The sequence below is a fragment of the Flammeovirga sp. SubArs3 genome (genome assembly GCF_947387565.1).
Taxonomy (GTDB): Bacteria; Bacteroidota; Bacteroidia; order Cytophagales; family Flammeovirgaceae; genus Flammeovirga; species Flammeovirga agarivorans.
In genome coordinates this window covers 335,147-361,521 of record NZ_CANDOA010000001.1, presented here as the reverse complement: position 1 = coordinate 361,521, position 26,375 = coordinate 335,147, and the positions used below count along the sequence as shown (strand labels likewise).

Annotated in this window: 24 protein-coding genes; 3 read left to right on the top strand and 21 right to left on the bottom strand. The window is 34.0% G+C overall.

The window, feature by feature from the left end; all coding sequences use genetic code 11:
- The first annotated feature begins 2 nt into the window (after positions 1–2).
- Positions 3–1,442 carry a sulfatase gene (locus QL232_RS01560; RefSeq protein WP_281612771.1) on the top strand — a complete coding sequence of 480 codons (1,440 nt, stop codon included), beginning with the start codon at positions 3–5 and terminating at the stop codon, positions 1,440–1,442.
- A gap of 12 nt (positions 1,443–1,454) precedes the next feature.
- Positions 1,455–2,927, top strand: coding sequence for a right-handed parallel beta-helix repeat-containing protein (locus tag QL232_RS01555; protein ID WP_281612770.1), 1,473 nt, complete (start codon positions 1,455–1,457; stop codon positions 2,925–2,927).
- 46 nt (positions 2,928–2,973) lie between these two features.
- Here QL232_RS01555 and QL232_RS01550 read toward each other — a convergent pair whose 3' ends face one another.
- On the bottom strand, positions 2,974–3,927 hold the full coding sequence (locus tag QL232_RS01550; protein WP_168882217.1) for an AraC family transcriptional regulator: 954 nt from the start codon (positions 3,925–3,927) through the stop codon (positions 2,974–2,976).
- A gap of 225 nt (positions 3,928–4,152) precedes the next feature.
- On the opposite strand from QL232_RS01550, the gene QL232_RS01545 reads away from it, so the two are divergent.
- Positions 4,153–4,698, top strand: a complete 546-nt coding sequence (locus tag QL232_RS01545) for a hypothetical protein (protein WP_281612769.1) — start codon at positions 4,153–4,155, stop codon at positions 4,696–4,698.
- Positions 4,699–4,757: 59 nt separating this feature from the next.
- On the opposite strand, the gene QL232_RS01540 is transcribed toward QL232_RS01545, so the two are convergent.
- The 20 genes from QL232_RS01540 to QL232_RS01445 form a co-directional block, all read right to left on the bottom strand.
- Positions 4,758–5,048: an antibiotic biosynthesis monooxygenase gene (locus QL232_RS01540; protein ID WP_281612768.1), complete on the bottom strand. Its 291-nt coding sequence runs from the start codon at positions 5,046–5,048 to the stop codon at positions 4,758–4,760.
- A 61-nt stretch (positions 5,049–5,109) separates the two neighbouring features.
- A complete protein-coding gene (locus tag QL232_RS01535; protein WP_281612767.1) occupies positions 5,110–5,460 on the bottom strand; it encodes a cystatin domain-containing protein in 351 nt (116 codons plus the stop codon).
- A gap of 49 nt (positions 5,461–5,509) precedes the next feature.
- Positions 5,510–6,079, bottom strand: coding sequence for a class I SAM-dependent methyltransferase (locus tag QL232_RS01530; protein WP_281612766.1), 570 nt, complete (start codon positions 6,077–6,079; stop codon positions 5,510–5,512).
- Between the two features lie 79 nt (positions 6,080–6,158).
- Complete coding sequence (locus tag QL232_RS01525; RefSeq protein ID WP_281612765.1) at positions 6,159–7,079, bottom strand: SDR family NAD(P)-dependent oxidoreductase; 921 nt, start codon at positions 7,077–7,079, stop codon at positions 6,159–6,161.
- Between the two features lie 111 nt (positions 7,080–7,190).
- A complete protein-coding gene (locus QL232_RS01520; protein ID WP_281612764.1) occupies positions 7,191–7,889 on the bottom strand; it encodes an amino acid racemase in 699 nt (232 codons plus the stop codon).
- A gap of 507 nt (positions 7,890–8,396) precedes the next feature.
- The gene (locus QL232_RS01515) at positions 8,397–9,305 is read right to left on the bottom strand and encodes a helix-turn-helix transcriptional regulator (RefSeq protein WP_281612763.1); all 909 of its coding nucleotides are present in this window, start codon (positions 9,303–9,305) and stop codon (positions 8,397–8,399) included.
- Positions 9,306–9,311: 6 nt separating this feature from the next.
- Positions 9,312–9,812: an SRPBCC domain-containing protein gene (locus tag QL232_RS01510; RefSeq protein WP_281612762.1), complete on the bottom strand. Its 501-nt coding sequence runs from the start codon at positions 9,810–9,812 to the stop codon at positions 9,312–9,314.
- 39 nt (positions 9,813–9,851) lie between these two features.
- A complete protein-coding gene (locus tag QL232_RS01505) occupies positions 9,852–10,811 on the bottom strand; it encodes an SDR family NAD(P)-dependent oxidoreductase (RefSeq protein WP_281612761.1) in 960 nt (319 codons plus the stop codon).
- An 11-nt stretch (positions 10,812–10,822) separates the two neighbouring features.
- Positions 10,823–11,707: an alpha/beta hydrolase gene (locus tag QL232_RS01500; RefSeq protein WP_211093253.1), complete on the bottom strand. Its 885-nt coding sequence runs from the start codon at positions 11,705–11,707 to the stop codon at positions 10,823–10,825.
- A 186-nt stretch (positions 11,708–11,893) separates the two neighbouring features.
- The gene (locus QL232_RS01495; RefSeq protein ID WP_281612760.1) at positions 11,894–12,451 is read right to left on the bottom strand and encodes a hypothetical protein; all 558 of its coding nucleotides are present in this window, start codon (positions 12,449–12,451) and stop codon (positions 11,894–11,896) included.
- A 118-nt stretch (positions 12,452–12,569) separates the two neighbouring features.
- A complete protein-coding gene (locus tag QL232_RS01490) occupies positions 12,570–13,811 on the bottom strand; it encodes an adenylate/guanylate cyclase domain-containing protein (RefSeq protein ID WP_281612759.1) in 1,242 nt (413 codons plus the stop codon).
- 152 nt (positions 13,812–13,963) lie between these two features.
- Positions 13,964–14,683 (bottom strand): GNAT family N-acetyltransferase, encoded by a 720-nt coding sequence (locus tag QL232_RS01485; protein WP_281612758.1) that lies wholly within the window; start codon positions 14,681–14,683, stop codon positions 13,964–13,966.
- Between the two features lie 6 nt (positions 14,684–14,689).
- The gene (locus QL232_RS01480) at positions 14,690–15,232 is read right to left on the bottom strand and encodes a GNAT family N-acetyltransferase (RefSeq protein ID WP_168882202.1); all 543 of its coding nucleotides are present in this window, start codon (positions 15,230–15,232) and stop codon (positions 14,690–14,692) included.
- Positions 15,233–15,280: 48 nt separating this feature from the next.
- The gene (locus QL232_RS01475; RefSeq protein WP_281612757.1) at positions 15,281–15,652 is read right to left on the bottom strand and encodes a DUF2200 domain-containing protein; all 372 of its coding nucleotides are present in this window, start codon (positions 15,650–15,652) and stop codon (positions 15,281–15,283) included.
- A gap of 144 nt (positions 15,653–15,796) precedes the next feature.
- Positions 15,797–20,575: a cobaltochelatase subunit CobN gene (locus QL232_RS01470; RefSeq protein WP_281612756.1), complete on the bottom strand. Its 4,779-nt coding sequence runs from the start codon at positions 20,573–20,575 to the stop codon at positions 15,797–15,799.
- Between the two features lie 64 nt (positions 20,576–20,639).
- Entirely contained in the window at positions 20,640–20,972 is a 333-nt protein-coding gene (locus tag QL232_RS01465) for a DUF2149 domain-containing protein (protein WP_168882197.1), read from the bottom strand.
- A 12-nt stretch (positions 20,973–20,984) separates the two neighbouring features.
- Complete coding sequence (locus tag QL232_RS01460) at positions 20,985–21,569, bottom strand: MotA/TolQ/ExbB proton channel family protein (protein WP_281612755.1); 585 nt, start codon at positions 21,567–21,569, stop codon at positions 20,985–20,987.
- A gap of 9 nt (positions 21,570–21,578) precedes the next feature.
- On the bottom strand, positions 21,579–22,277 hold the full coding sequence (locus QL232_RS01455; RefSeq protein WP_281612754.1) for a hypothetical protein: 699 nt from the start codon (positions 22,275–22,277) through the stop codon (positions 21,579–21,581).
- 637 nt (positions 22,278–22,914) lie between these two features.
- Positions 22,915–25,737: a T9SS type A sorting domain-containing protein gene (locus QL232_RS01450; protein ID WP_281612753.1), complete on the bottom strand. Its 2,823-nt coding sequence runs from the start codon at positions 25,735–25,737 to the stop codon at positions 22,915–22,917.
- Positions 25,738–25,989: 252 nt separating this feature from the next.
- Complete coding sequence (locus QL232_RS01445) at positions 25,990–26,364, bottom strand: VOC family protein (protein WP_281612752.1); 375 nt, start codon at positions 26,362–26,364, stop codon at positions 25,990–25,992.
- Between the last annotated feature and the right edge of the window lie 11 nt (positions 26,365–26,375).

Here is a 26,375-nt window from a genome sequence, read left to right as displayed (position 1 = left end):
AGATGAAACTGAAAAAAATTATCTTCTTTCTTGGCTGTTTATGTAGTGGAACATTATTGTACGCTCAAGATCAGGAAAGACCTAATATTCTCTTTATCGCTTTTGATGATTTGAGACCTCAAATTGGTGTATATGGAGAACCTGAGCCACTTACACCAAATATTGATGCCTTAGCAAATCAAGCGGTGCAGTTTAACAGAGCATATGTCAACTACCCATTGTGTAGCCCTTCAAGAGCGGCGATGATGACTGGCGTTCGGTTTAACAACAAAACTTGGATTGATGGGAAGAAATTTAAATTCCAAGAGCAAATTCAAGTACAAAAAACTTGGCCAAATCAGTTGAAATCCAATGGTTATTGGACAGCTACTAGTGGTAAATTATATCATGGAAATGTTCCTACTTCTGAAAAAGAGAGCTGGGATATACCTGGAAAATATTGGAAAGGAAAATACCATGATGGTGGAGAGAAAATTGAAAGTAAAATCGTAGAAATTGGCGGGAGAGCTGATCAAATAAAAACATATTATGAGAAGGACTCTGGGCCTGCATCTTTGATGTATGCCGCTGTTGACGGACCAGATGAATTACTTAATGATGGTAAGACGGCTAGAGATGTTATCTCTTTCATCAAAGAGAAAAGGGATAAATCTAAACCTTTTATGATTTCGTGTGGTTTTGCTCGTCCCCACATGCCGTGGGTAGCACCAAAGAAGTACTTTGATATGTACCCACAAGATGCCGGAAAGCTAGCGTATGTACCCGAAAATGCAGATCGAGATCTAACAAAAGATCCATATCAAGGTCGAAAAGGTAGTGAGATATGGAATGAGGGAGTAGATGATGAGACTGCACAAAAGTTGATTCGAGGGTATATGGCAAGTACCACTTATGCCGATGCACAAATGGGGAGAGTAATACAGGCGTTAAAAGAGGAAGGCCTTTATGATAATACGATTATTGTCGTTTGGGGAGATCATGGTTACCATTTAACGGATCATGGTAAATGGAGAAAAAATACTGGATACCATGTTGTTTTAAGATGTCCATTAATTATAAAATTACCACATTCTAAAGAAGGAAAACAGGTAGGAAATATTGTTCAAAATATCGATATCTACCCAACAATAATGGAGTTGGCTGGAGTTACCTTACCGGAAGAAATAAAGCTTCACGGTAATAGCTTAGTGCCATTACTTACTCAGAAAAACCCAAAATGGGAAAATATAACATTTACTTGTGCCAAAGATAGCTATGGTGTGGTAACTGACCGTTACAGATTTACGATTACACCTGATGGAAAACGTTACCTCTATGATTTAAAGAAGGATCCACATGAATGGGAAAATCTAGCAAAAGACAAAAAATACAAGCAATTAATGGCCGAGTATGAGGAGAAAATGAAATCCGTTGTTTGGAATAAGCCAGCAGCATCATTATAAACATTGAGGATTATGAAAACTTTAGCTCTATTCATTAGTCTACTTTTTGTATCACATCTTGCGTTTTGTACCACTTATTATGTAGATGCAAATAATGGAAAAGATAAAAATAATGGCACTTCTAAGAAGTCGGCTTGGAAAACGATTTGGAAGGTCAATCAGCAAACTTTTCGACCTGGAGATCAGATTCTATTTGCTGCAGGTACAACATATGAAGGACAGTTAATGCCTAAAGGATCTGGTAAAAAAGGGAAAGTTATTTCTATAGACAGATATGGTAAAGGCGATCATCCTCAAATTAATGGTTTAGGATATAAAGAGTCTACTCTTTATTTGTACAATGTAGAGTATTGGGAGGTAAGAAACCTGAAGATTACGAATAAAGGAGAAAAGCCTGCAGCAAAGAGAAGAGGAGTAGTGGTAAGAGCCGAGAATTTTGGAGACTGTCATCACATAGTATTAGAAGGACTTGAAATATTTGATGTAAATGGTCTGCTGGAAAAGAAAAAAGGTGGTGGTTCTGCAATACTTTGGCAGAATATGGGAAATGAAGTGAAAACTCGATTTATTGATCTTCAAATTCTGAACAACTATATGCACCATTGTGAGAGAAATGCAATCAACTCAAAAGGAAATATCAAAAGAACAGCTTGGTACCCTAGTTTGGAAGTGGTGGTTCGAGGAAACTTAATTGAGAATATCCCTGGAGATGGCATTGTTCCATTAGGATGTGATGGAGCTTTGATCGAATACAATGTGATTAGAAAAGGCATCGACTCTATGCCAAAAGGTGATGCAGCTGCAGGTATTTGGCCTTGGAGTAGTGACAATACACTAGTACAATTTAATAGTGTAAGTGATCATAGAGCAAAGTGGGATGGTCAAGGCTATGATTCTGATTTTAACTGTAATAATACTACTTTTCAATACAACCTAAGTTACGATAATTGGGGAGGTTTTATTCTTATTTGTAATAATGGCTTTAAGTTAGGACAGCCAATGAATCAAGGAACGAAGAATACTGAAGTAAAATATAACTTAAGTATTAACGATGGAATTCGTCCGTATAAGGCTCACAATAAGCGATACTTTGCTCCTACTTTCCATATTACTGGACCAGTTGAGAACACTAATATTCATCATAATATTGTCGTTATTCCGGATAAGGAAAATCCAGAAATGGAAAACCATGTTGTAGAATTTCAAGATTGGGGCAAGAAGTACCCAGTCCAAACACTTTTCGAAAAGAATGTAGTTAGAAACCAATCTGAAGCAAAGATTCTTCCTCGAGGAGCAATAGCCTTTGAAAGGAAAGAAAATGATATACAAAAGGATTTTAATTATGAAGAGCGAAATCCACAAAAGATCTTAGATTCTCTTAAAGATCACCCACTCTTCGAAAATGATGAAGAGTTTATGAAGCTCTATCACTTTGTAGAGAGAACAGTAAAAAATGGTGATTTTAGAGACAAGAAATACCAATAATTTCTATCTTTATCCAGGCCTACGATGCGAATCGTAGGCTTTTTTATTATTTCAAGTCGCTAGGTAGGCAGCCATACTTATTTACGAATAATTTGCTGAAATGTGTCATACTACTAAAACCTAACTGATAAGTGCAATCAGAAACATTATAAGCTCCATTAGTGAGCCATGAATGTGCTTTTTGTAATTTGTAATCATTAGTGTATTTCAAAATAGATTGACCTATAACTTCTTTGAACAGTTTACGTAATTTACTGTAGCTACACTGAGCTATTTCTGCTATTTGTTCAGGTGTGATTTTTTCCTCAAAATTCTCTTCTATATAGTCTTTCACTTTAAATACTCTTTCTACATCGACATCAGGTAATAACCTTGGGAAAGCCTGTACACCAAACCTGTAGGCCACTTTATTGGCAAAGTTGTACAATAGCTTATAAGTAAGGTAGTCTAATTTTAAGAGTTCAATTTCGTTATTGAAGTCACATTCCTTTATCTCTTTCAGCACTTCTACAGATGCACTAGAAATATTTTCATAGATAATAAATGGATCCTTTGTATCTAGTAACTGAGTCGTGAAATTTTGATTATTGACATTGTACTTTTCAATAAAATTTCGAGTGAGTTTTATTGTAATAAATGAGATTTCCTGATGCCCTTCAAAATAAAATACTTCATCTCTTTTAAGGTTAGACCAATATTTTTTATTCTTGATTTGATAGGCTGCATCAATGTCATTGGTCAGCTGAAAAGGTGTTAAGAAATAGACAATAACGAATACATTTTCATGTAAACTTCTTCGAATAATTCTGATTGGTTCTTCTAAATAGGCATTGAATTGGGTGATCTCTAGGTCTGCATTGATTTGATGCCCTTTGGCAAATATTTTTTCTTCATTAAGATGGATGTTTAATGAGTCATCAGTAGTGACACCATCAAACCGGTCGGACAAACTTCTAAAGACCTCTTTGTATGAAATTTCATCGATATAGACTTCTCTCATTTTGATTCAAATTTGAGGTAAAACTAATTGCATTCAACCAGCTTTACTGATGATAAACATTACCATAAATGATTTTATGTCATAATATATTGTAAATCAGTAGAGATTGACTTGTTGAAATTTTAACAATAAGATATCAAAAAGAGAGAATTATAAATCAATAACTAAGACTCATTTATTGTTTGAATACTGACATTTGTATCATCACAAAAACAAAATATAGAGATGAACACATTACAAGAATCAGTACAAAAAGTACAAGCCAATATCCTGAGTTACCAACAACATATTGATGATATTAAGGAGGTTACTGATAAAAAGAAAACAGAGTTAAAGGCTGAAGCATCATTAAAAATTAATGATACGATTCTTCAAAAAGAGATCGAAGCATTAGAAAGTTTAAATCATATAGAGACAACATCAAAAGATATTATTGATAAGGTGACGAATATGAACAAAGCACTTCTTGATTTTTCAGAAAATACCAATGATAAAATCTTGGATTCTTTAAAGGAAAATGCTGAAGAGATGATAAGTAACTCAAACTTATTAAAAGCGGAAGCCAAAAATGAAATTACAGAGAAAACAGTAGACGAGTTGGTCAATTTACAAGATCACTTGGAAGAGTTGATTTGTAAAGGAAGAAATTTATTAGATGAAATGAGTGATTCTTCGAAATTAAATGTCGATAAGGCCTCTCAAAATTTAGAAAGAGTAGTGTCAAAAACAGGGGATATAGTAGAAGATATTTCCAACAAACTGATTTATTAATTCTGATGTATTAAAGTGTCTAGAAGCCAAATATTTATGTATTTGGCTTCTCTTTTTTATTATAAGATGGTCTCATAATGTTCTACTGTTGGGAAGGGGTCATAATAATGATGCAACTTTGCTTTCCATTGCTGATACACATCAGATTGTCTAAAGTCAACCGTATGGTTTTCTAATGTTTCCCAGTTCACTAACAAGATATATTTGTTTTCTACTTCCAAACACTTTTTTAAAGTATGGCTATGATAGCCTTGAATAGAACTAATATATTGACCTGCCTCTTTAAAATCCCTCTCAAAATCTTTCTCTTCACCTTGTTTTACTTGAAGAATAGCAACTTCTAAAATCATAGTATAAAATTCATTTGTTAGTATATAAAAAAAGGAGAGAAATATTTTCCCTCCTATATGTCTAATTGATTCTTGTGGCGGTTTTGGTAATTTCATAATTACCTTGTAGATCTTGGTATACTTTTACATTCCAAGCTTTTCCATTATCCATCAAGAAGTCGATATCATAATTCCTACCACTGACAATTTGTGTCCTCAGGTGGGTGATTTTATCTAGTTTTGCTGAAGTGTTCATTTGTTTTAGCACATAGTCGAGCGCTTTTTCAGCTTCTGGAGTCACTTCCGACTCGCTCCAACCACCTACTAATTGTTCTTGTTTGTGGCTTTCGTCGTTTTTAGCATTATCACCTCCACAGCTTGAAAAAAATACAACAGTAACTAATAGAAATAAGATATGTTTTAATGAGTTCATCTATTAAGAGATTAATGTTTTGAGTTGATTGTACTTATAAAAATACAATTTATTTTTTCATACCAATTAAAAGTAGAGAATCTTTTTCCTCAAATTCAGAATATTCTTCCAAAAAGATTAACTCAAATTGTTGTCCGAAGAACTTGTTTAACGATTCCTTTGTATGACAGTTCACCAACAAGCCCTTAAAGTGTTCTGTTTCTTCTCCCTTCCAGAACGAATGACAGATGATACCTTTATCATTTAGTAAATCAAATTGTCTGTGGATGGAATGTTGTAACTCTTCATCAGTTAGGTGATGTAGCACTTTATTGGAATAGATAGCATCAAATTTCTGTGTTGTAAGTAGGGTAGAAGCATCCAAGTGTAAGAATGTTCCATTAGGAAATTTTTTAGCAAGGCGTTGGATAAACTCTTCAGAAAAATCTGATCCAGTTACTTGATAAGTTGCACTAAGTATCTCCCAGTCTGTTCCAGGACCAGAGCCAATTTCTAGAACAGAAGATGTTGGTTGAAGATGCGTAATAAGTTGATCTATTAAGGCTTTTCCATTCACATCTTTAGCCATCTGGATGTACTCTTCTACAGATTCTTTTGTTTTGTAGTATTCCCCTTTCATATTTATTGATTATTTAGGATTAACTACACAAAAATACCTCATTATCTATTTAGTTGGATAGATAATGAGGTATTTATTTTTAAGCTAAAAAAGACTGTATGGCATCATAGGCATTTTTTTGAAAACCTTCATTTTTTAAACTACCAAAAAATGAACTTTGATCCACCATAGGACCTGCAGTTACTTTTTCTTTACTGGCGTAAAATCCACCATTTGAAAGAGTTGGATCTTGTATACTATCAACAAAACGTTGACTGCCTTTCTGTAAACTGTGTGTCATTCCCATAAGAGGTAAAAGAAAAGGCATCATTATATAGTCGAACATAAATTTCTGAAAGAATGGAAGTTCCTTGGTGAAAGAGGTCCCTTGTGTACCCCCTGGACTCACTGTAATCAGTTGAATATGCGGATGCTGTTTTGCCATGTAAGAAATCCATAATGCACCTATATATTTTACAAGAGAATAGGCCTCCATATTGTCCATAGAATCACCAAAGTATTGCCCGTTTAATATGGATGTAAACTCTTGAACAGAATTATTGAGTTCTGGTCTTTTAACACCTAGCACTTTAACACCTCTTGCGGCTTCTGTCCCAGCAAAAAGTACGGTATTATTGATTCTTCCAAGTTTAAGTAGTTCTTCTACAAGGACCACATGGCCTAGTAAATTTGATGCTGATATAAAAGTGACACCATCTTTGGTAATTTGTTCGGGAGAGTTTCCCGCTAATCCCCCAGCATTTAATATGACCGCATCAATGGGATCATAAATGTACTTTAGAGCATCTTTGACACAGTCTATATTAGCAACATCCATGATAATAATTTCGAAAATACTACGACCTGTAGACTTTTCAAGATCATCTTTGGCTAATATTGCTCGGTCAAGGTTTCTACAAACCAAATAGATTTTTTCAGTAGTATCTAGCAGTGCTAGTTGTCTTGCAGTTTCTTTTCCAATTCCCGAATTGGCTCCTGTAATTAAGATTGTTTTGTTCATAATAGCTGAAGTAATATAATTTCTTAATCACAAAATTAGAGCTCAAGGTCAATATAAATTTGTAGTATTGGTTTAAAGAAATGTAGTTTTGGTTCAGGAATGTGTACAATGTTATTGTTGAATCAAAGAAAATAAAACGGCACTTTCAGCATGTATTTTTGTTGAATCAAAAACAGACACTTCGAAATCAAAATTATTAATCAATAAAGGTAAATTGATTGCTCCTAAAACGATACCTTCAATACCTTGTTGAATTGCTTTTTGAGTTATTTGCATAACTGTTTCTTTTGATTCAGGGGTAGTAATCCCAATAGATAATTCGTTATTAATGATTTCATGAACGATTTCTATATCCTCTTCATTTGGAGTAATCACTTCAATATTAAAATCTCTTTGAAGAATTTCTTTGTAGACACCGTCTGTCATGGTAGACTTTGTACCAAGTAAAAGTACTTTTTTTATATTTTTCTTGTTGATTGACTTGCCTGTTGCCTCAGCGATATGTAAAAACGGTATATCTGTATTTTCTATAATATCAGTACTACATTGATGCATTGAGCTAGTACAAAGGACAATAACATCAGCCTTAGCATTTTGGAGGTTAATGGCTGCATCAGTAATATGTCTTGTTAAGCCATCCCAATCGTTTTTGTGTTGAAGTCGATCAATTTCTGAAAAATCCAATGATTCCATAATGCATTTAGCAGAGTGAAGACCACCAAGAAGTTCCTTTACTTTTTTGTTAATTATCTGATAGTAGATCTGAGAATATTCCCAGTTCATACCTCCGATTAATCCAATTTTCTTCATTTTAAGTTCGTTTTTGGGTAAACTACGATACTAAGTCCCGGTTATTATTTAAGTGCAAATAACAGTTTAAATATACGTTGTTAAGGGATACCTTTAGATATCATCAATATGTACTATTAGGAGTAGTCTTAACGAGAAGATGGCAATTAAATTCTTGTTGTTATTGGGTTACAATCAATTCGTAAGTATTTGGGTTAGTGCCTAAATAGAACAATATCAAAACGGTAATTTATTAAACTGAATAGAGGGTAACTAATGATAGAACAAATGTTCTACTTGTAAAATTCCAACTTATATTATTAATGAAATAAATAGTCATATTCCATCTACAAATGTAAAACAAAAACGACCCCTCAGAAAAAATGAGTACAACAATTTTCTGTAAAAAAGACAATTCATTGAAATCTTTATACCTGTAATTTGAATTGTTCTACTCTTAAAATACTCCCTTACTTGATCAGTAAGCATTTTTATGAATAAGCTACGTTTTTGTAAAAAGGCCTTAGTTTATGAAGATTTTCTGTATTCAACTGGGCTATAACCCGTTTTGTTTTTAAAAAGTTTACTAAAATGTTGAGGGTATTCAAAGCCCAAACTATAAGCTACTTGACTTATAGATTCTGATGAACTTAATAATCTTGTTTTGGCTTTATTTATCACAAAATTATAAATATGTTCTTGTGCACTTTTGCCGGTTTCTTTTCTTAGCATATCACTCAAATAATGTGAGGACATATTGAGTTCGGTAGCACAATATTTTACAGTAGGTACCCCAAGATCTAAGTGTAATTCGTCTTTGTAATAACTTTTCAGAAGTTTTTCGAATTTAGAGAAGGCGTCCTTATTGAGGTTCGTTCTGGTATAGAATTGTCTGTCAAAGTATCTAGTACAGTATTTTAGAACCATCTCAATATTTGCAATGATCAATTCTTGGCTGTGTCGGTCAATATTATTCTCATATTCTCTTTCAATTTTCTGAATAAGCTCAGTTAAGATTTGTTTTTCATCATTTGAAAGGTGCAATGCTTCATTGGCTTCGTAAGAGAAGAATGTATAATTATCGATAGACTCTCCTAAGGGAGATTTTCTAATTAAATCAGGGTGAAATATTAACATCCACCCTTCTTCTCCATCAGTTCCCTCATTTTCAGAATAACTTAATGATTGACCTGGTTTCGAAAAAACTAAGGTGCCTTCTTGAAAGTCGTATGAATTACGTCCATATGTAATTGCACCACTCACTCCAGTCTTTAAGCTGATCTGATATAAATCCATTACATAGGTGTAATCACCATAATTGTATTGTGATAATAAACTCATAGGAATCACTGATACTAATGGATGCTTGGGTTTTTGAATGTCCAAGGTATTGTGTATTTGTGTAATAGAGTTTATTTCTACGATATTATTTTTCATAACATGCTATTTGTTCAAACTTTCAACACGATCTTTTAAGTTATGGCAGAGTCGCTCATAGGCCCTTTGTACTGGAGAAGGATTCCAGAAAGGAACTCCTATTCCTTTATAGTCTTCATGAATGGTCAATTTACTTCCACTTTCAGTTTGATCAATAATGTAACGGTGATTATACGTAAGAATCCCCGGAATACCACCCCCTTGATTAAGTAATCGATTGGTTTCTATTTTCAATATTTTTGAAGGAATAATACTTTGGTTTTCACTGTCTTGGTGGAATTCATATTCAACGGTTTCTCCGACATTTATATTCCCTTTGACTGGAATTAGCACAGTGTTCCATTCCCTGTATTGATCTTTATTCATTAAAACTTTCCAGATTTGCTCGGGCGTAGCATTAATTTTTATTTCTGTATGGACAGATTTATTACCTAAGAAATATAACACAATAATGATAACTAAAGGAATTCCGATGATCAATATCCATTTTGAGTTGAGTATTTCCATGATTCTTGAAATTAATTAAAGTTGAGGTGTAGATTACTTTTAAGCAAGACCGACTAATTCATTGCTTAATGCCACTAATTTCTTTGCAGTATTGAGGTCTCTTGCGTTTGGATTGGGTGAAGTCATTGGCCAACCGCCTTTCTTACATTCCTTATCTCTATACAAAACGCTGTGCTGACTAAAGTAGGCTCCAGAATGCTTTGGAGCATCATCAGAAAGTAAAACATGTAGAGAAGTTTGTGCAGATTCCTCGTTACTATTTGTAATTGAGTTACTAAAAGGTAGTAATAATACTCTTAATATCTTCATCATACTTCCGTTTCCACCAAAATTACTTCTTGCCCACCCAGGGTGTACAGAAGCAGTACTAACATCAGTATTTTTTAACCTATCAGCCAATTCTAGTGCGTATAGGTTAACAGCTACCTTGGCCTCACAATAAGCATCCACACTATTATACTTTCTATTCTTCCAATGAATATCATCTAAGTGCACTTGATATCTTTTTTTGGGACTACCCGCATGCCCTACAGAAGACAATATTCCTATTCTTGAACCTTTAGTTGATATAAGAAGCTCTAATAGTAATTCTGTTAATAAGAAATGCCCGAAATAGCTTACTCCAATTGACATTTCAAATCCATCTTTTGTGTATTTCGCTTTGTCTCCGGAAAATAGAGCTCCAGCATTACACATAAGACCATCTAACTTAGAGTAATTTTCTTTGAACCTTTCTACAAACTCTCTTACAGATTGTAAATCTGAAAAATCTACTTTTGAAACTTCAAAACTTCCTTTTAATGATAGAAATGATTCTGCAGCAAGCAAACCGGCATCAACTCTTCTGCAGGCCATAATCACATGAGCACCTTGAGTAATCAGCTGCTTTGAAGTTTCCAAGCCGACCCCAGAATTTGCTCCTGTTACTATATATATTTTTCCTTGTAAATCTTTTTGTAAAGTTGAAGGATCACACCAAATAACATTTTTATTAGCCATAGTTTTTATTATTAAGATGAATATTTATTGTACCATTCGATCATCGCTTCAGGGTGTTCTGAATAGTAGGTATAACCTCTAAATCGCTCGTCTGTTCCTTCTATCCAATAAAGTTTCTTTTCTTCAATTGGTAGGGCATTAAAAATAGATTGTACATCTTCCGGAAAAGTCGCTTTATCATTTTTTACTTGAGTCATAAAAGTAGGAACTTTGACGGCTTTTGCATCAAGAATAGGTGAGGAGTCTTCTGTTCTAAAACCAAATTTCTGTCTGTATACTTCTTCGAAGACTTTTTCTCCTTTTGCTCCTAGATACATGGTTTTGCATAACTTTTTTACTAATGCTTCTCCAGAAATAGGTTGAATAAGCATCATTGATTTTATTCCCTCAAAGGCTTTTGGATGTTTATTCATAGCCACTAAAGTAGCATTTCCTCCTAAGCACATACTATGTAGATGTATTTCCATGTTTTTAGTATCCTCTCGTTCTCTGATGTAGGATAAAGAACCTAGAACGTCTTTATATTCAAAGAATTTTGGATTATACGCTCCATTTTGTGACGGAGCACTAAAGCCATGGTTTCTAAGATCATAGGCTAACACATTATAGCCTGCATCTGTTAATGCTTTATATTTAGGAAGAAAATTTACTTCAAAACCACCTGCATTTTGCCATGGTTTTAGATGGCCCGCATAGCCATAACGGTTACCTGGAGAGAAGTGATTACATATCACTACTTTGTTAGATTTTTCTTTGGCAGGGATAAACCATCCTTCTAATACTACGCCATCTGTAGCCTTAAATGAGATATCTTCATAGTTCATCCCATATTCGTCAGGTCTTCTTAAAATTGGAGATCTTCGAACAGTAGCAATCATTGGTACTATTCTGTTCATTATCATTTTAGTAATCATGCTTTTACGGTTTAGAATTATGATTTCGGTAACGGTATAAAGCAAAATTACTCGATGTGAATCCTAATAATGTATACATATCGGAGCATTATGTATACATATTGAATGCATAGAAATATTGGTGATTGTATGGTGTTTTTAAATGAGTTTTATTGGGTAGGAGATCTATTAGTCTATATGAACAGCCTCTTTTTTGTCTTGATGAACTTTAAACAGAAATGCTTTTAACTCATTGAATTCTTCAATTTCTTTTGGAATTTGAAATTGTCCATTGCCTGAAAAACTATTGGATTGCTTTCCTTTTATTAATAACCCGTATTTATTTTCTTTTATCAGTTTGATATCTTCCCAATTGATAGAAATGCTATGTTTTTGCGAGATATTCTTTACTTGTTCCCAATTGATTTTTAGAATACCTGATAGTGATGGAGGGGTAGTAGTATCAATAATTTTTGATACTCCTTCTGTATTTACTTTAATAATAAGACTTTGATAATATAATTTTTTGAAACCATACATAAACCTCAATATTCCACTAGAGATAAGTACCGTAAAGATAGAACTGATAGCTACGATTAAGAGTGTGTTTGTGCCTCCTTTTAAAGTGAAAATTTGTAGAGGAATATAAACAGTCATGGTAATCAATAGTATTTTGACCGCTTTTTTAAGATCTCTTTTTGAAACATTAGAAATTTCGCCTGCTTTAATTCTAAGTATCCTGTTCATAAGTTATAGTGTAGTTTTTTAAGTAATCACAATCCTCAATTTACGATATTTTGGGGTAATATTAAAATGGGGATTTATGAAAACAGGAGACTACTAATAAAGTCAATCATTACACAAACTACGATAACTTATAAACATTCACTGGGAGTTCGATGCCTTTTAAAGGAATATGGCCAAGTTCTTCTGTCTCTATCTCTGTACTATTAATTTCAGTATAGACGCTTTCTGAAATCAATAGTTGACTGTTGTATTTTTTATTCAATGGTTCTATGCGAGCAGCGATAATAACATTCTTCCCTGTGATTGAATAACTTTTTCTGGTATCATTACCCAGATTACCCGCAACTATATCTCCTGTATTTAACCCTATTCCTACTCTGATTTTGGGTATATGTCCTATTTCTGACAAATGTTTAATTTTATCTAAGATATCAAATGAAGCATTGACAGCATCTTGAGCATGTGTTGTATTTGCTCTTGGGGCTCCAAAAACAGCCATTAAACCATCACCTAATAATTGCAGAACATTTCCATGATGTACTCTGATAATATCAATTAAGGCACTAAAAACCTCGTTTTGAATATGTGCTACTTCTGATGGTGGTCTTGAATCAGCTAGCAATGTGAAATCTCTAATATCCAGAAACATGATCGTTGCTGAATATTGTTTACTTTCTATTTCTTTTTCACTGTCGATCATCTCGGCAGCAATTTCTCGAGAAACCTGTTGTCCAAATAATCCTTCAATTTTGTGAAGCATTTTTTTAGTGACTTCTTGTTCTTGTTTTAATAGTAATTCTGCTTTTGTGGTAGTAGAAACGAAATAATAAATCAACAGTGAAAGTACCATAAATACAGTGATACCACTGATCAAATAGTAATTTTTAAGTAGGTTAATGTCGATAGCATAGACACCTTCCTGACAAAAAAGAAACAACGAAATAAAAGCGGCAATTACTGTGGTTAATAATGAAAGCTGAGTCCTAAGTTGCCATTGAGAATTAAAAAAGGAGAGACCAGCGAGATAAATCAACCAAAAATAAGCACCAATATCCCAACTTAAATAATAGGTGGTGACGACTTGATGGAAAAGTAATTCCAGGAATGCCCAAAGGAAGGCAAAATTGTGTTTTCCTCTTCTGTTTAGAATCAGTGCCATTAAAAATGCGGGCACACTAAAAACGGCATTGAAGGTGACCAATTCATGGATACCAAGCTCATAAAACATTGGAATTCCCATTGCATGAGCAATCATTCCAAATAAATAGGCAGCTTGTGTGATATAATAAAACTGTTTATTCTTTGCTAAAACATGACGTTTGGAAAAGAACCAGATTTGAAGATGAGTTAAGTGTTTCATCTTTAATGAGTATCGTTAATTTTTGGACGAAAGACAGCTGTAATTGATATTTTGTTTTAACTGTATAAGTAGTTAATCGATTACGTTATGTATTGTTTCATAAAAGAAAGAATACATAACGTAATATACTATTTTGAATGATCAAACATCATTTATTCTTTAATTATTCTGTAAGTCTCAATCTCTCCAAATGTCTTAAAACCTAATTTGGAATAGATAGGTTCACCCATTTTTGAAGCATGCAATACACAATGTTCTGCTTCTTGTGCTTTCGCTTCTTTCAATAACCTTTCCGTAATACTTTTTCCTACTCCTTTTCCTCTGCCTTCTGGTATGGTTCCAATCATGTGCAATCCGGCAATACCTCTAGGGTCAAAATAAACCATTCCGCACCCTAATGTAGTATTCTCTTCTTGAAAGATAAATAATCGGACATTGGATGAATGTTGTAAAATAGCATTCACGACTTTGCCATCAACAGTATATCCAAATGATTGGGATGCTGTTGCTGCAAAACTATAGGCATCTTCTTTGGTGGTGACCTGTTTAATAAAATTATTCTCGCCTATTGGTTTTACTTCCTTGATATCAATCGCCATGTTTTTCTGACTCATGATATATTGAAAACTATCATTGTTTTCTAAGGAATTAGGAGATTGAATTGTAAGACCTTCAGGAAGTTCATTACTTTTAGTTTTTTCAATTACATCCAAAAGGACTTCTTTTTTATCAATAATTCGGAACACTCTTTTGGGCCAATCGGATTGCTGCATAAATACCGATGAGTACTGATCTGTCTTTGTTAAAGTATTTGTGATCTCACCTATATGTTCCCAAAGATCAAAGAGGTTTTGTATGATTAAATGATTCATTTGTACTTACTTTTTCTGATTATTTATCCATTCCTCTTTTGTGATTTTGTACCAATTATGTGGCTCATTATCATACATAAATGTACCTGAAAGCTTTAACCCAATCTTCTTTAGAACGGTATTGGAGGCAATATGATCAATTTCAGCAGCTCCACAGATCTCTTCTAAATTCAATTTTTCAAAACCATATTTTAATGAGGCAAGGGCTGTAGTAGTTGCAATGCCTTTACCCCAATATTTCTTTCGGAGTCTGTAACCGATATCATAATAGTTAAACTCAGTTCTTAACTCTTCTTCATATTTAAGGCCAGTCCAACCTACAAAATCATTGGTGGCTTTATCAATGACAGCCCAACGACCTATTCCATTTGTTTTGTATTGGCCTGTAATATAGTCTACAACTTTCTGGGCTTCTTCGATGGTTTTTATTGGTCTTTTTCCTAAAAATTCATGTACTTCAGGGTCAGAATCTAAAAGAAAAATACCTTCAAGATCTTGTTGTTCAAGGTCTCTGACAATTAGTTCATCTGTTTCGAAATGGATATTCATAATTAGTATTTAATTTTAGGTTTTATTTATTGTAAGTCAAATTTAAAATCACTTCTTAGGTTCTCTTAATATTTTCTCCATTTTTTTTCCTTTTGCGAGTTCATCAACCAGTTTATCTAAATATCTAGCTTTCTGTGTTAATTCAAACTCTATTTCTTCCACTCTGTAACCACAAATTACTCCTGTAATTAGGTGTGCATTAGGATGAATTTGAGCTTGTTCAAAGAAAGTTTCAAAAGTAATGTTAGCGTCGGCCATCTCTTGTACTTTGGAAGCATTAAAGCCTGTTAGCCATTCAATAACCTGATGTAATTCTTCTATGCTTCTTCCTTTCTTTTCGACTTTTGTGATATAATGAGGATAAACTGAAGCAAATGTCATCTTCGCAATGCGGTCATTCTGTTCTTGAGTTGCTTTCATATGGCAAAAAGTTAGAGAGGTAATAATTATTTCAATGATCCAATTTACCTTATTCTCTTTTGCATTCAAAGGAGGCTAGAAAAAACAAATGCCCTGAAATGACGATTCGCATTTCAGGGCATTTATTGGTTGTATTTATCAAGCTTACGCTTCTCTTCTTCTCTTAACGATACCCCAAGTGATGGCACCTCCAAATAGTAGAATCGCAATAACTAAACTGATAATAGCCTTTTGATTGTCTTGAATAATTTCAGAAAGCGTTTTTATTTCTTCCTTCTTTAAAACAACACTTTCACTGCTTTTGTCAGCTGTTTCGCCTGTTCTTACATTAGCAATTTCTTGAGAATATGATTCTTTGAGTTCATCTGAAAGTAACCCTTTGATCATTTCTCTAAGCTTTGCGTTATCACAAACAAATCCACTACAACCGGCTTTATTGTCTTTAATTAATTCGGCATGTAGTTTTGCAATGTCTTTCTTCACCGCATCTGAAGGTTTCCAATAACCCTTACGCACTGTTTCAAGCATCACCGCCGTCATTTCTTGTAAGGCATAAGGATTCTTGTTTTTGAAGAACTCTACTGTTCCTAAGTTTTTCTTATCCTTAACATAGATATCATAATATCCTTCCCAGATCTCTTTATCGATAGCGGCAGGTTTCATCACATTCCAACCATACGTATCTCTAAAGTTTTCTGCAAAGACTTCTGCAGCCGATTCACCTTCTTCCATTTGTGCTTTGATGTATTTCGGGTTAAAGAGCTGTGTTCTTGTTTCTGACCAGATAGCTTCTTTCAATCCTTGAACTGTAGGGTCGTATTTATTTCTGAAATCATTAAAATAACCATCTGGATCTTTACCCGTTGTTACTCTAACACTTGCGGTAATACCTCCCATAAATTCATACACATGATCTAATGAAATAGGACCCGTAACATTAGAAGATCTAGGGTGAACAACCACTTCAGTATTTTCGAGCATTGTTTCGAACATACCTTCTCTAAATTCTGACCAGCTGCCTTCTGCATACATTGAACCCATGTTTTGAATATATCGTTCAGCAATTTCTTCTTCTGTTTCCCATTTGTCACCTTGTTCCACCAAGCCCATGATATTTGTACCATAGTTGCCGTTTACACCACCAAATACTCTAACAGTAGAAAACTTACGCGCCTCCGCAGGAGACATTCCTTTATCTTTCATTGAAGCTTCAGCTTGAGCCGTACCTTCTTTTACATAGTTTCTGTATTTGCCATCATCTTCTGCTTCAGAAGCTAGTTCAATGGCTTTATTAATAAGATAAATTCGTGATGCAGCGATATCTCTAAACTGACCAGACGTTTGGACTACAACATCAATTCTTGGACGTTGAAGTTCACTCATAGGAATCAGCTTGACATCATAAACACGTCCTCTTTGGTTACGAACAGGCTCAACACCTAACATGTACATGATCTGTCCAATGTTAAGACCTTGATTACGGATAAATTCACCACCCCAAAGAGAATAAGCAATCTTCTTAGGGTATTCACCATGTTTAGAAATATGTTTCTGTAAGATCTGTTCAACCATATTTCTACCAATTTCGAAGGCTTCTTTTGTTGGCGTTACTTGCTCATTGATAGAGTAGAGGTTTTTACCTGTTGGTGTTGCCAATGGATTTGAAATAGGATCTCCACCAGAAGAAGGAGCAACGTATCCACCTTTTAAACCATTGAGTAAAGCACCAATCTCCATTTTTGGAGAAGCTTTAAGGTTTTCGTTGTACTCTTGAACAGCTTCAATGCTTTCTTGCATCATTAAAAGAGCAGCTAATAATTGCTTTTCTTCCATAGCAATCTCAAGAATTCTATTTTCTAGAATGGCAATATTGCTTTGCAATTGCTTCTGAGCTCCTTCACTTTTTAAGATAGCAATAATTGCGGTTAAGTTTGAATTAGAAGTCTCAGCAGCAATGATCGACGCTTTCTTATCTAAGATATATTGAATGTTACTGTTGACAGTTTTACTTTTCTTTCTGTCATATTTAGCAACAACATTTTTATAGTTTTTAGACTTATACGCAGATAAGAAATCATCAACATAAGTACCAGAAGAGATCTTTTTGATAATTCTACTATCAATACTAGAACGGTATCCTGCAATTCTATTTTGCGTTTGTTCTTCGGCCAACCATTTTAATATCATTGTTCTTTTCTCCTCATTTTGTAGGTATTTCACTAACTTATTAAAGGTCTTATTATTAATGATATCTACTTGAGCTTGAATGTTCGCGTCTAATTTACCCGCATTAGAAAACTTGTGTAAAGTGGCAGGGTCTAGCAATGAGGAGATTTCTTCAAATGATTCTTCGTCTTTAATGATATCGATACCATAGGCCGTATTTCTTGAAGCAGCAACATGCATTGTCCATCCTTTAGCAGCATCGTCTGTTACCTTCTGAGGTTTCAATGAAGATTTTGGAACCATCTTATGAGTAACTGGGTTGTAAACCATTTCCTCTTTTGATTTCGAAGGAGCTACTTTCTTCTTTTTCTTAGCATATGCACCACCATAATAATCAGAGATCACCGATGCTTTTGGAGCACCATATTCGTTCTCTAACTCCTCAATAGTATCAAAAGCTTTTGGTGTCATGATCTTTTGAGTAGTATACCCTTTATCCAATACATCAGTAATCATTCTAAGTGCAATATCATCATATCCTTCCTTACGAACTCCAGATGTTTTGTTGTATTTAGAAAGGTAAAATCCTTTTGTACCTGTAGTTTTATCCAACTCTCTGATACTTTGGGTTAAAGGATCAACGGACATCATCTTCACTGTTTCATAAATTTCTTTATCTGAATATGAAACGCCGAATGTGTGTAATCCCATTGTAATTTTTTCCTTCCCTAAGTGATTGACATAGTTTTCAATTAACCCTGCTGTCTCATCACTCATTTCTTTTACCATTGCTTTGGTAATACCAAGGTCTTTTTCAAGATCTAATGTATCTGCAAATGCTCTAATTTTATCTCTTAGGAGTTCTTTTACATCACCGTCAGGTACTGCATCGAAGTTGCCTAATACTCTTGAGATCTCATCCAATTCATCGTATAAGTCTGCTGTAGAATATGACTCTGTTAGATGTGAAACCATGGTAGCATATGTTCTACGCTTAGCCATCATTGCTTCACCGATGTTGTCGATGGTATAAATGTATAAGTGAGGAATTGGTGTGATGAGTACTTCTGGCCAGTCCTTCTGTGAGAGTAATACCTGTTTCCAAGGAGTAAATTCAACACTACCGTGTGTACCAAAGTGAATGATAGCATCTACTTTTTCTTTCATTCTTGGCCATAGGTAAGAAGCAATATAGGCATGTGGAGGCGCCTTCTTAACACCATGGATCGCCTTAAATTCATTGACTCCTAAGGCTGCACTTAAAACTGGTAATAATGAAACATTACCAAATTGTACTCTAGGAATAGCAAGATACTTTTTACCGTCTTTAATAGTAGTATAATAATCTCCAGGAGCCTCTCCATAAGCGGCTTTTACTTCTGCATAACTCTCAGGATCCAGTTCTTGTTTACACCACGCATCATACTCTTCTGTAGAGATCCATGCTGGGTTACCTTCTTTTAAGAATTTATTGAATGTACCCTGAGCATATTCACCTAAAATAGGTCCTTCAGTATAGATTCGTTGTATAAAAGTGTTATAGTCTTTAGGTAGGTCGCCAAGGTTGTAGCCTTGAGCTTTCATTTGTGTTAGTACATTGAACATCGAAATACCTACTTCAAGTCCACCACCTACTAATGCATTCTGACCAGGTCCTTTGTAATAGAAAATGGTTACTTTTTTATCCTTGTTTGCTTTATCTTTTAAAGCCAACCATCTATCTGCAGTCTCACAAAACTTATTAATTCTACCAGGGATCGGTTTATAAGTATGAAAACCTTGCTTGTTCATATATTCTGCAGCAACAGCAAAAGGTTGAATGGCACCATCGAGTTCAGGTACTACTACATTTTGCCCAAAAATAGAACCCGACATTCCTTGTTGGTCATTGTCCCACTCTTCATATGTTTGGTGTACAAGCTGAGGAGTTAGTAAAAGGATATCATTTTCTTTTAACCATTCTACCACATCATCTCCATTTCTCATATCCAATCGACCATGTGGGAAACTCATGACCATATTCGGTTGAAATTTCTTCAGGTTGGACAGTTTCTTATATCTTCCACTGATTGCCGCAACATTATAACCTCTAGCTTCCATATTGAGGATGATACTGTCTTGGTAAGATCTAAAAATTGTTTGAGGGTTAGCATTGATATTTAGAATAGCTACTCTTGGCTTACCTTCTTTGTAAAGTCCTTGTTCCTTGTAATATTTCCAATAATCGTCTAGGTCTTCAAAGGCAACATTCCCTATTCTATAAAATACATCCTTCGCATAAGTGATTGGATCTGTAATTTCATCTACAAATAATGATTGGTCATCAAACACTTTACGAGAATAATTTAACCATCTCTTTACGTTTTCTGCACCATGGTTGTCAAAACATTTCATGATGTAGTCTAGATCGTCTCCAGCAATATTACTTAAATCGTTTTCTTTACTGGTTGCGGATAGAACATGTACTTTGCTTCCGTTTTCCATTGCCTTTTGTAGGTTGGCTTTTTGCTCAGAAGAAAGTGTAGAAATATGAAATAAATAGATAGCTGGGTAATCTGTAATCCCCGAAAAATCATCAGTTTTTAAATCTATTTGTTCTGGTTGAATAAACCAGTTATCATTGACTTTTGCCACTTCAGCCATTTGTGAATCTCTAAAATGGACTAAAGCAATTTTTGTTGGCATTAAGACCACTACATAAAAAATGATGAGTAATGTAGCGATTAATCCTCCAACTATGATGTAGGATTTTTTCATAATAATTAATTGAAAAAAGAATAAAGTTTGTGTGTTAACTAAAAGTCTAATTGACTATGTGATATTAATCTTCTGGTATATAAATGATCTCTCCATTTTCCAGTTGATATGCAGTACCAATCTTTTTTCCTTGGCCTTTAGATGCTCCTGCTTTTTTATCACTTTTATATTTTTCGATCTTCTTCCCTTTCTTTTGAATGATTTCCATGTTCTCTTTTCCAGGATTCTTTACTATCGTAAAATCCTCACTACTCAACATTTCCGTCATTTGAAAGCGGGATACTAGTGCGACCATCAATGCTAAGGCAAATACCATTGCAATATCAAAGAGGTTGGCCATCCCCGATAGTGGATCTTCATCCTCACCACCATTCGTTAAAAATCTTCTTTTTCTCATGGTATGAAGGAGTTATCTTGTTGTTAATTTATGGATGTACTCAAGGTTGTTAAGGTCTTCAACAAACCATCTTTGCTTTACTAATTGTGTTACATATCCAATACCCCCTATGAAAATACCCACTACTGTTGTAGAGAAGGCCACCTGCATGTTTTGAGCCATGGAAGCAATATCACCAGAAGCTAGACCAGCTAGGGCAGGCCCCATTGGAATCAAAGTACCCATTAGGCCAATCATAGGGCCAATACGACCAAGAGATTTAGAAGAGCTTAATTCTTTTTCTGAATACACTTCGAAATCAGCTAATGATTTTTCACTAACGACCTCATTGCCTTCAGCTTCAACGATTCTTTCTAGGTGAATGGAGAATTGTTTATTTCCTTTTAATGAGGTTAGACTGTCTAACAAAGAGATGTCTTTATTGAGTTTACCAATCATCTCTTTTTGCTCTTTCGTATATTTTAATCTATTAATGAACATACCAAAGAAGCCACCTAATAATAATAGTGATTTGACAAAACTAAAGAGTAGAATTGCGATTACTGGAATGAGTAACCCAGTTGAAATCCAATACAAAATGTTTGTTACACTAGTCATGTTTGTTTCTTACTTATTTTTATTTGAATAATATTTTCTTTCTCTTTTCATGTATAAGAATACCCCGATAGAAGCGACACTTATTACGGTAATTCCTGCTACAAGTATGGGTTGTATCTCTACCACCAGATTGGAAAAAGGAACTTGAACACCTTTCACAATTAATGGTAAAAACATCGCTAATAAGATTTGGAGTAATGAAGTGAGCATCTTTAATTCTGCTCTTATGTCCCATTCCGGTAAGATGAATTTCACAAATGCTACAGCCAAGTAAAGTAGGACACCTACACCGAGAGCAAAAGCGAACGCGATCAATAGAAATGGATATTCTTCAATATTTATGAAGCAATAACTTTGTAAAAAGAAGAGCCCCATTAGAAAAATAAAGGATGGGAAAATGGTAAACCATGATATGATTTTTTTCGCTCGTTTCTTGTAGTGTCCTTTAATCTGTAGCACAAAAAGCCCTATTAATAATATGGACTCAAAAATTTGTACTAATGCGATAAAAGAAACCAAATCACTTCTTCCCAATAGATTGCTAAGTGTTTGGTTGGTCACCTCCACACTATAAGGATAGTAGATAAGATTTACGATCATCAAAATTGAGATCGCGGTAAAAAATACTTTCTTTGATTCTGCTACCGATAAGTTGAGCACTGTAAATGCAGAAGCAATAGCAAAGAAAATGAATATGAAAATCCACATTATAAAAAGAGATTATGAAATACTTTTTATTGTGAGAAAATGAAATTGCTTTCGTTTTCAACACAGCCTGTATTATTTAATCGAAGGTGAATACGTAAAGACAAAATCATTGTAAAACCAGTTAAATTACTTTTGATCAGTTGTCTTTTTTAATAAAAAATTTCTACCAAAATCACTTTATGTGATTCTTATGGAAGTATTGAATTAGTATACTTATTGAAGTCTTGGTGATGTAATAATTGTTCTAAATGATAGATCTAGTTTGTTTGTCAATTATTGAGATAAGTAGATGTTTCTATAGTGTCTATTCATAAGAAGAAAGCCATCAACAAGAGTTTCAATATTTCATCTTCTAGTCTAAATAATTATTTAGACTGTTTATAAATAATGAGTGCAAATGTTGTTTTTATATTATGAGGGGCGTTATCGAAATCGGAAATAATAATATCGAATAAGGAAAATGACTTGATTTGAAGCCATATTTTTCAATCAGATTGATCAATGAGGGGGGTATTTTCAGTTATAGCAAAGAATATGAAGATACCTTGAAATAATAGGATTAAAATAAAAGATGGCTATTCCTATTAGGTAAACCCTTTAAGAAATAGCCATCTTTTAAATATGAAATTGAACGTAATTATTCACTAATTATCAATTCAACAACTCCAGAGACATTATCATTTGTAGTATATCTTAGGATGTAGAAACCTGGTGAAAGTTGATTGACATAGAAAGTTTGATCAACCATTTCTTTAGAGTAAACAGTTCTACCTGTATAATCAGAAATGCTAACATTTACCCAACCATCAGTACGAACATGAATTTGTTTATCACCTTTTACAGGATTAGGGTAAAATAGTACTTCCTTTTTATTTAAATCGATACTCGTCACTTCTTCGGTTGTTTCGTCAGAAGATTCAGTGTCTTCTTCGGAAGTCACTTCTTCATTTGTTTCTTCCGTCTCCTCTTCTGTTTCTTCTTCTATTGGAGTATTATAAACAATTGTCTGTACAGTATTCGTGATTACCGGATCATTGAAGTCGAAGTAAATTTGTGCAGTATTAAATATACTATCACCTTCACTAACGGTCGTTTTAGGTGTTAACTGATAGCGGATATATCCATGACTGTTTGGTTCATCATTAGTGCTATCAGGTAGAAGTATATTTTCAAAAGCAAATACAACCACACTGTCAGCATACCATACCGCATTGTAATCATGAGAGGCACTGACCACTTCAAAAGTCTCTAAATCTAATTTGTTCGATATAGTATCGAGGATATGAACATCAAATGCAGTATCTGTTCCTGTATTTTGGAAGCGCACTAAATATTCTATCGGTGTTCTATCTTCAATATGAGAGACGGTGATGGAGTCAATCGCTTGTTTGTCATTAGGATCAAAAGATCCCGTAACTTCAAAGGAAACTTTGTCAGTATTGTTCTCTGTATTATCATCTGAAAAATCTAATGCACTGATACTTGCCTCAGTTTCCACTTGTTCGCCTAATGCATCGAGAGCTGTTTTACCATATAAGTAGACTTTATTTATTTCTCCTACATTCAATTGATCGATGGTATAATAGATCTTATCATTGCTGACAACAAAACCACTTAAAGTATCTGCAATTTCAAAAGTTGGAGCATCCAATTCGATGATAATATCTTGTGCTTGTAGTGAACCATGATTGAGTACTTCGACAGCATAAATCATATTGAAACCTGGTCTAGCTCTAGTATGATACGGTATACGTACTTGTAAATCATTGAACTCTTTATTGGCTTGTAGTGGTAAATCTTGGATGATTTGATCAGAATAATCATTCGTACTGACGTCAAATGATTCCGGAATGGCATCGAAATATTCAGGAGCAGAAATCGTGGCAGTATAAGTACCTGTATCACTTAATACAGCATAATAATAACCTTCTTTATCTGTGGTGAATACTTGCTCTCCAGGGTTAAAAGTAATTTCTAATCCTTCAAAATTATTTTCACCCTCATCTTTGATTCCATTCTTATTGTAATCATAAAATACATTACCATAAACTGTCGGTTTAGTAGGGCAATCATTTGTATTATTGTCAGGAAGACATAAAGTTAAACGTTCTAAGATACCAAAACCTGGTAATAAATTAGCGTATTCAACCAATGCTTCAGGGTAGTTAGCAATACATTGAATATCTGTATTGTTGATGTCTAAAACTTTAAGTTTATCTGGCAGACGAGATAAACAGGTCATATTATTGTTATCCTGTACATATAGCGTAGTTAAACTATCAAGGTGAGAGATGTCTAAACTTGTTAAATCATTTTCTTGAAGCGATAGGTATGTGATTAATGGATTATTAGATAAATCAAGTTCACTTATCATGTTTCCATGAGCATTGATTGAGAGTAAACTATCAAGATTTGAGACATCTATATCTGTTAATTCATTATCACTAACAAACAGATATTGTAAGTTATTCAAGTCAGATAAATCTAAATTTCTTAGATTATTCTCCCATGCTCTAATATTATTTAGGCTTTTACAGCCTTCTAAAACCAAAGTATCCATTTCATTAAATGCACAACTTAAGCGTTCAAGCTTCTCAAGTCCCGATATATTCAAACTATCTACACTATTGTATGGTAGACTTAATTCTTCCAATGTAGAAAGATGGCTCACATCAATATTTTCGAAACCATTATGAGCAATAGAAATGTATTCTATACTAGGTAGGGCATCAAAAGTGTAATCACTTGGAAGGTTTGTATAAGATAGACTTAATCGTTCCAAGTTGGTTTGAGTAGATAAGTCAAGTTCACTGATATCTACTTTTGTGAGGTAGAGCGTTTCTAATTCCGTAAGGCCTGTCACATCAATACTTAGTAATGGATTACTACCGACAGCCAACCATTTCAAATTTTTACAAGGGGTGGCATCTAGTGTCGATAGATTATTGTAATGAATGGCTAGGTATTCTAAGGAAGTTAGAATAGATAAATCTATCGTACTAAAATTATTAAAATGTATATCGAGATATTTTAAGCCTTCTAGGCCTGTGAAATCAAAAGTATTTAAGTTTAACTGTTCGATATCTAGCGTATCCAGGTGTGTTAGACCCACAACATTCACAGCATTAAAATTATTGACAGAAGCATCCAAGTAGGTTAGGTTTTCCATCATGGTAAAATCCATAGGAAAACCAGGAGCCTTGTGTGTATAATTATGTGATATATCTAGCCAAGTTAAATTGGTAAAGCTAGTGAGGCCTGTAAAATCGTCAATACCTTTTTGGTACAGATTTAATTTAGTCACCGCTAAAGCTTCAGTTTCTTGAATAATACTATCACCATTTATATCATAACCTTGTGCAATGACAGAGTGTAAGAAGTTTTCATCTGGAATATTAATATCCTGAGAAAATAATAAGTGAGTTTGAATGATGAATAGAAGAGTAAATAATTTTTTCATAAGTCATTTAATAAAGTAGTTTGAAAGAGAAAAAAGTAGTTTGTTTTATCATCAAAAGATTGATCACAAAATTAAGTCCTAAACAAAACAGTTAGTAGTCTATAACGTGTTTTGAGTGTTATATACTCTTTCAAGAGAGAAGAAAATAGTGCTTGTAAGATTTTGTCACATGGCAATCATGACAAAAGGAAGGGTAAATAGGTGAAAAAATAAATTGCTTAATAATAGGTTTTAGTAAAGCAAATTCATGGATTATACTCTCCAAGGTGGGTTTAATCGGTTTTCCCCAGCAAAATATAGAATCAATTGGTTGCCGTCCGGATCTTTTAGTCTTGCTTCTCTCCATAACCAAGATTTGTCATTGGGCATTTCCTCAAAAACGAACCCTTTAGCGAGAAACTCTTCTACTTTTTCATCTAAGTTTTCACTTTCAAAATAGACCCAAACACCATCACCTTGTGGCAGTTGATCTACTAAATGAATGGAAAAGGTAGTGCTACCCTCTGGACTTTCGAACCTTGCATAATGAGGCGGAGCATCTACGATAAGTTTCAACCCCAACTTTTGATAAAATGGGATTGAAACAGACAAGTCCAAAGATGGAATTGTAATCTGATTTAAGTTCATTGAAAAATATA

Coding starts and splice junctions, on each gene's coding strand:
- QL232_RS01465 (WP_168882197.1), bottom strand. CDS start 20,972: ATGAGAAAAAGAAGATTTTTAACGAATGGTGGTGAGGATGAAGATCCA.
- QL232_RS01555 (WP_281612770.1), top strand. CDS start 1,455: ATGAAAACTTTAGCTCTATTCATTAGTCTACTTTTTGTATCACATCTT.
- QL232_RS01535 (WP_281612767.1), bottom strand. CDS start 5,460: ATGAACTCATTAAAACATATCTTATTTCTATTAGTTACTGTTGTATTT.
- QL232_RS01515 (WP_281612763.1), bottom strand. CDS start 9,305: ATGAAAAATAATATCGTAGAAATAAACTCTATTACACAAATACACAAT.
- QL232_RS01460 (WP_281612755.1), bottom strand. CDS start 21,569: ATGACTAGTGTAACAAACATTTTGTATTGGATTTCAACTGGGTTACTC.
- QL232_RS01560 (WP_281612771.1), top strand. CDS start 3: ATGAAACTGAAAAAAATTATCTTCTTTCTTGGCTGTTTATGTAGTGGA.
- QL232_RS01530 (WP_281612766.1), bottom strand. CDS start 6,079: ATGAAAGGGGAATACTACAAAACAAAAGAATCTGTAGAAGAGTACATC.
- QL232_RS01545 (WP_281612769.1), top strand. CDS start 4,153: ATGAACACATTACAAGAATCAGTACAAAAAGTACAAGCCAATATCCTG.
- QL232_RS01480 (WP_168882202.1), bottom strand. CDS start 15,232: ATGAATATCCATTTCGAAACAGATGAACTAATTGTCAGAGACCTTGAA.
- QL232_RS01490 (WP_281612759.1), bottom strand. CDS start 13,811: ATGAAACACTTAACTCATCTTCAAATCTGGTTCTTTTCCAAACGTCAT.
- QL232_RS01445 (WP_281612752.1), bottom strand. CDS start 26,364: ATGAACTTAAATCAGATTACAATTCCATCTTTGGACTTGTCTGTTTCA.
- QL232_RS01525 (WP_281612765.1), bottom strand. CDS start 7,079: ATGAACAAAACAATCTTAATTACAGGAGCCAATTCGGGAATTGGAAAA.
- QL232_RS01450 (WP_281612753.1), bottom strand. CDS start 25,737: ATGAAAAAATTATTTACTCTTCTATTCATCATTCAAACTCACTTATTA.
- QL232_RS01470 (WP_281612756.1), bottom strand. CDS start 20,575: ATGAAAAAATCCTACATCATAGTTGGAGGATTAATCGCTACATTACTC.
- QL232_RS01500 (WP_211093253.1), bottom strand. CDS start 11,707: ATGAACAGAATAGTACCAATGATTGCTACTGTTCGAAGATCTCCAATT.
- QL232_RS01505 (WP_281612761.1), bottom strand. CDS start 10,811: ATGGCTAATAAAAATGTTATTTGGTGTGATCCTTCAACTTTACAAAAA.
- QL232_RS01485 (WP_281612758.1), bottom strand. CDS start 14,683: ATGAATCATTTAATCATACAAAACCTCTTTGATCTTTGGGAACATATA.
- QL232_RS01540 (WP_281612768.1), bottom strand. CDS start 5,048: ATGATTTTAGAAGTTGCTATTCTTCAAGTAAAACAAGGTGAAGAGAAA.
- QL232_RS01520 (WP_281612764.1), bottom strand. CDS start 7,889: ATGAAGAAAATTGGATTAATCGGAGGTATGAACTGGGAATATTCTCAG.
- QL232_RS01495 (WP_281612760.1), bottom strand. CDS start 12,451: ATGAACAGGATACTTAGAATTAAAGCAGGCGAAATTTCTAATGTTTCA.
- QL232_RS01475 (WP_281612757.1), bottom strand. CDS start 15,652: ATGAAAGCAACTCAAGAACAGAATGACCGCATTGCGAAGATGACATTT.
- QL232_RS01510 (WP_281612762.1), bottom strand. CDS start 9,812: ATGGAAATACTCAACTCAAAATGGATATTGATCATCGGAATTCCTTTA.
- QL232_RS01455 (WP_281612754.1), bottom strand. CDS start 22,277: ATGTGGATTTTCATATTCATTTTCTTTGCTATTGCTTCTGCATTTACA.
- QL232_RS01550 (WP_168882217.1), bottom strand. CDS start 3,927: ATGAGAGAAGTCTATATCGATGAAATTTCATACAAAGAGGTCTTTAGA.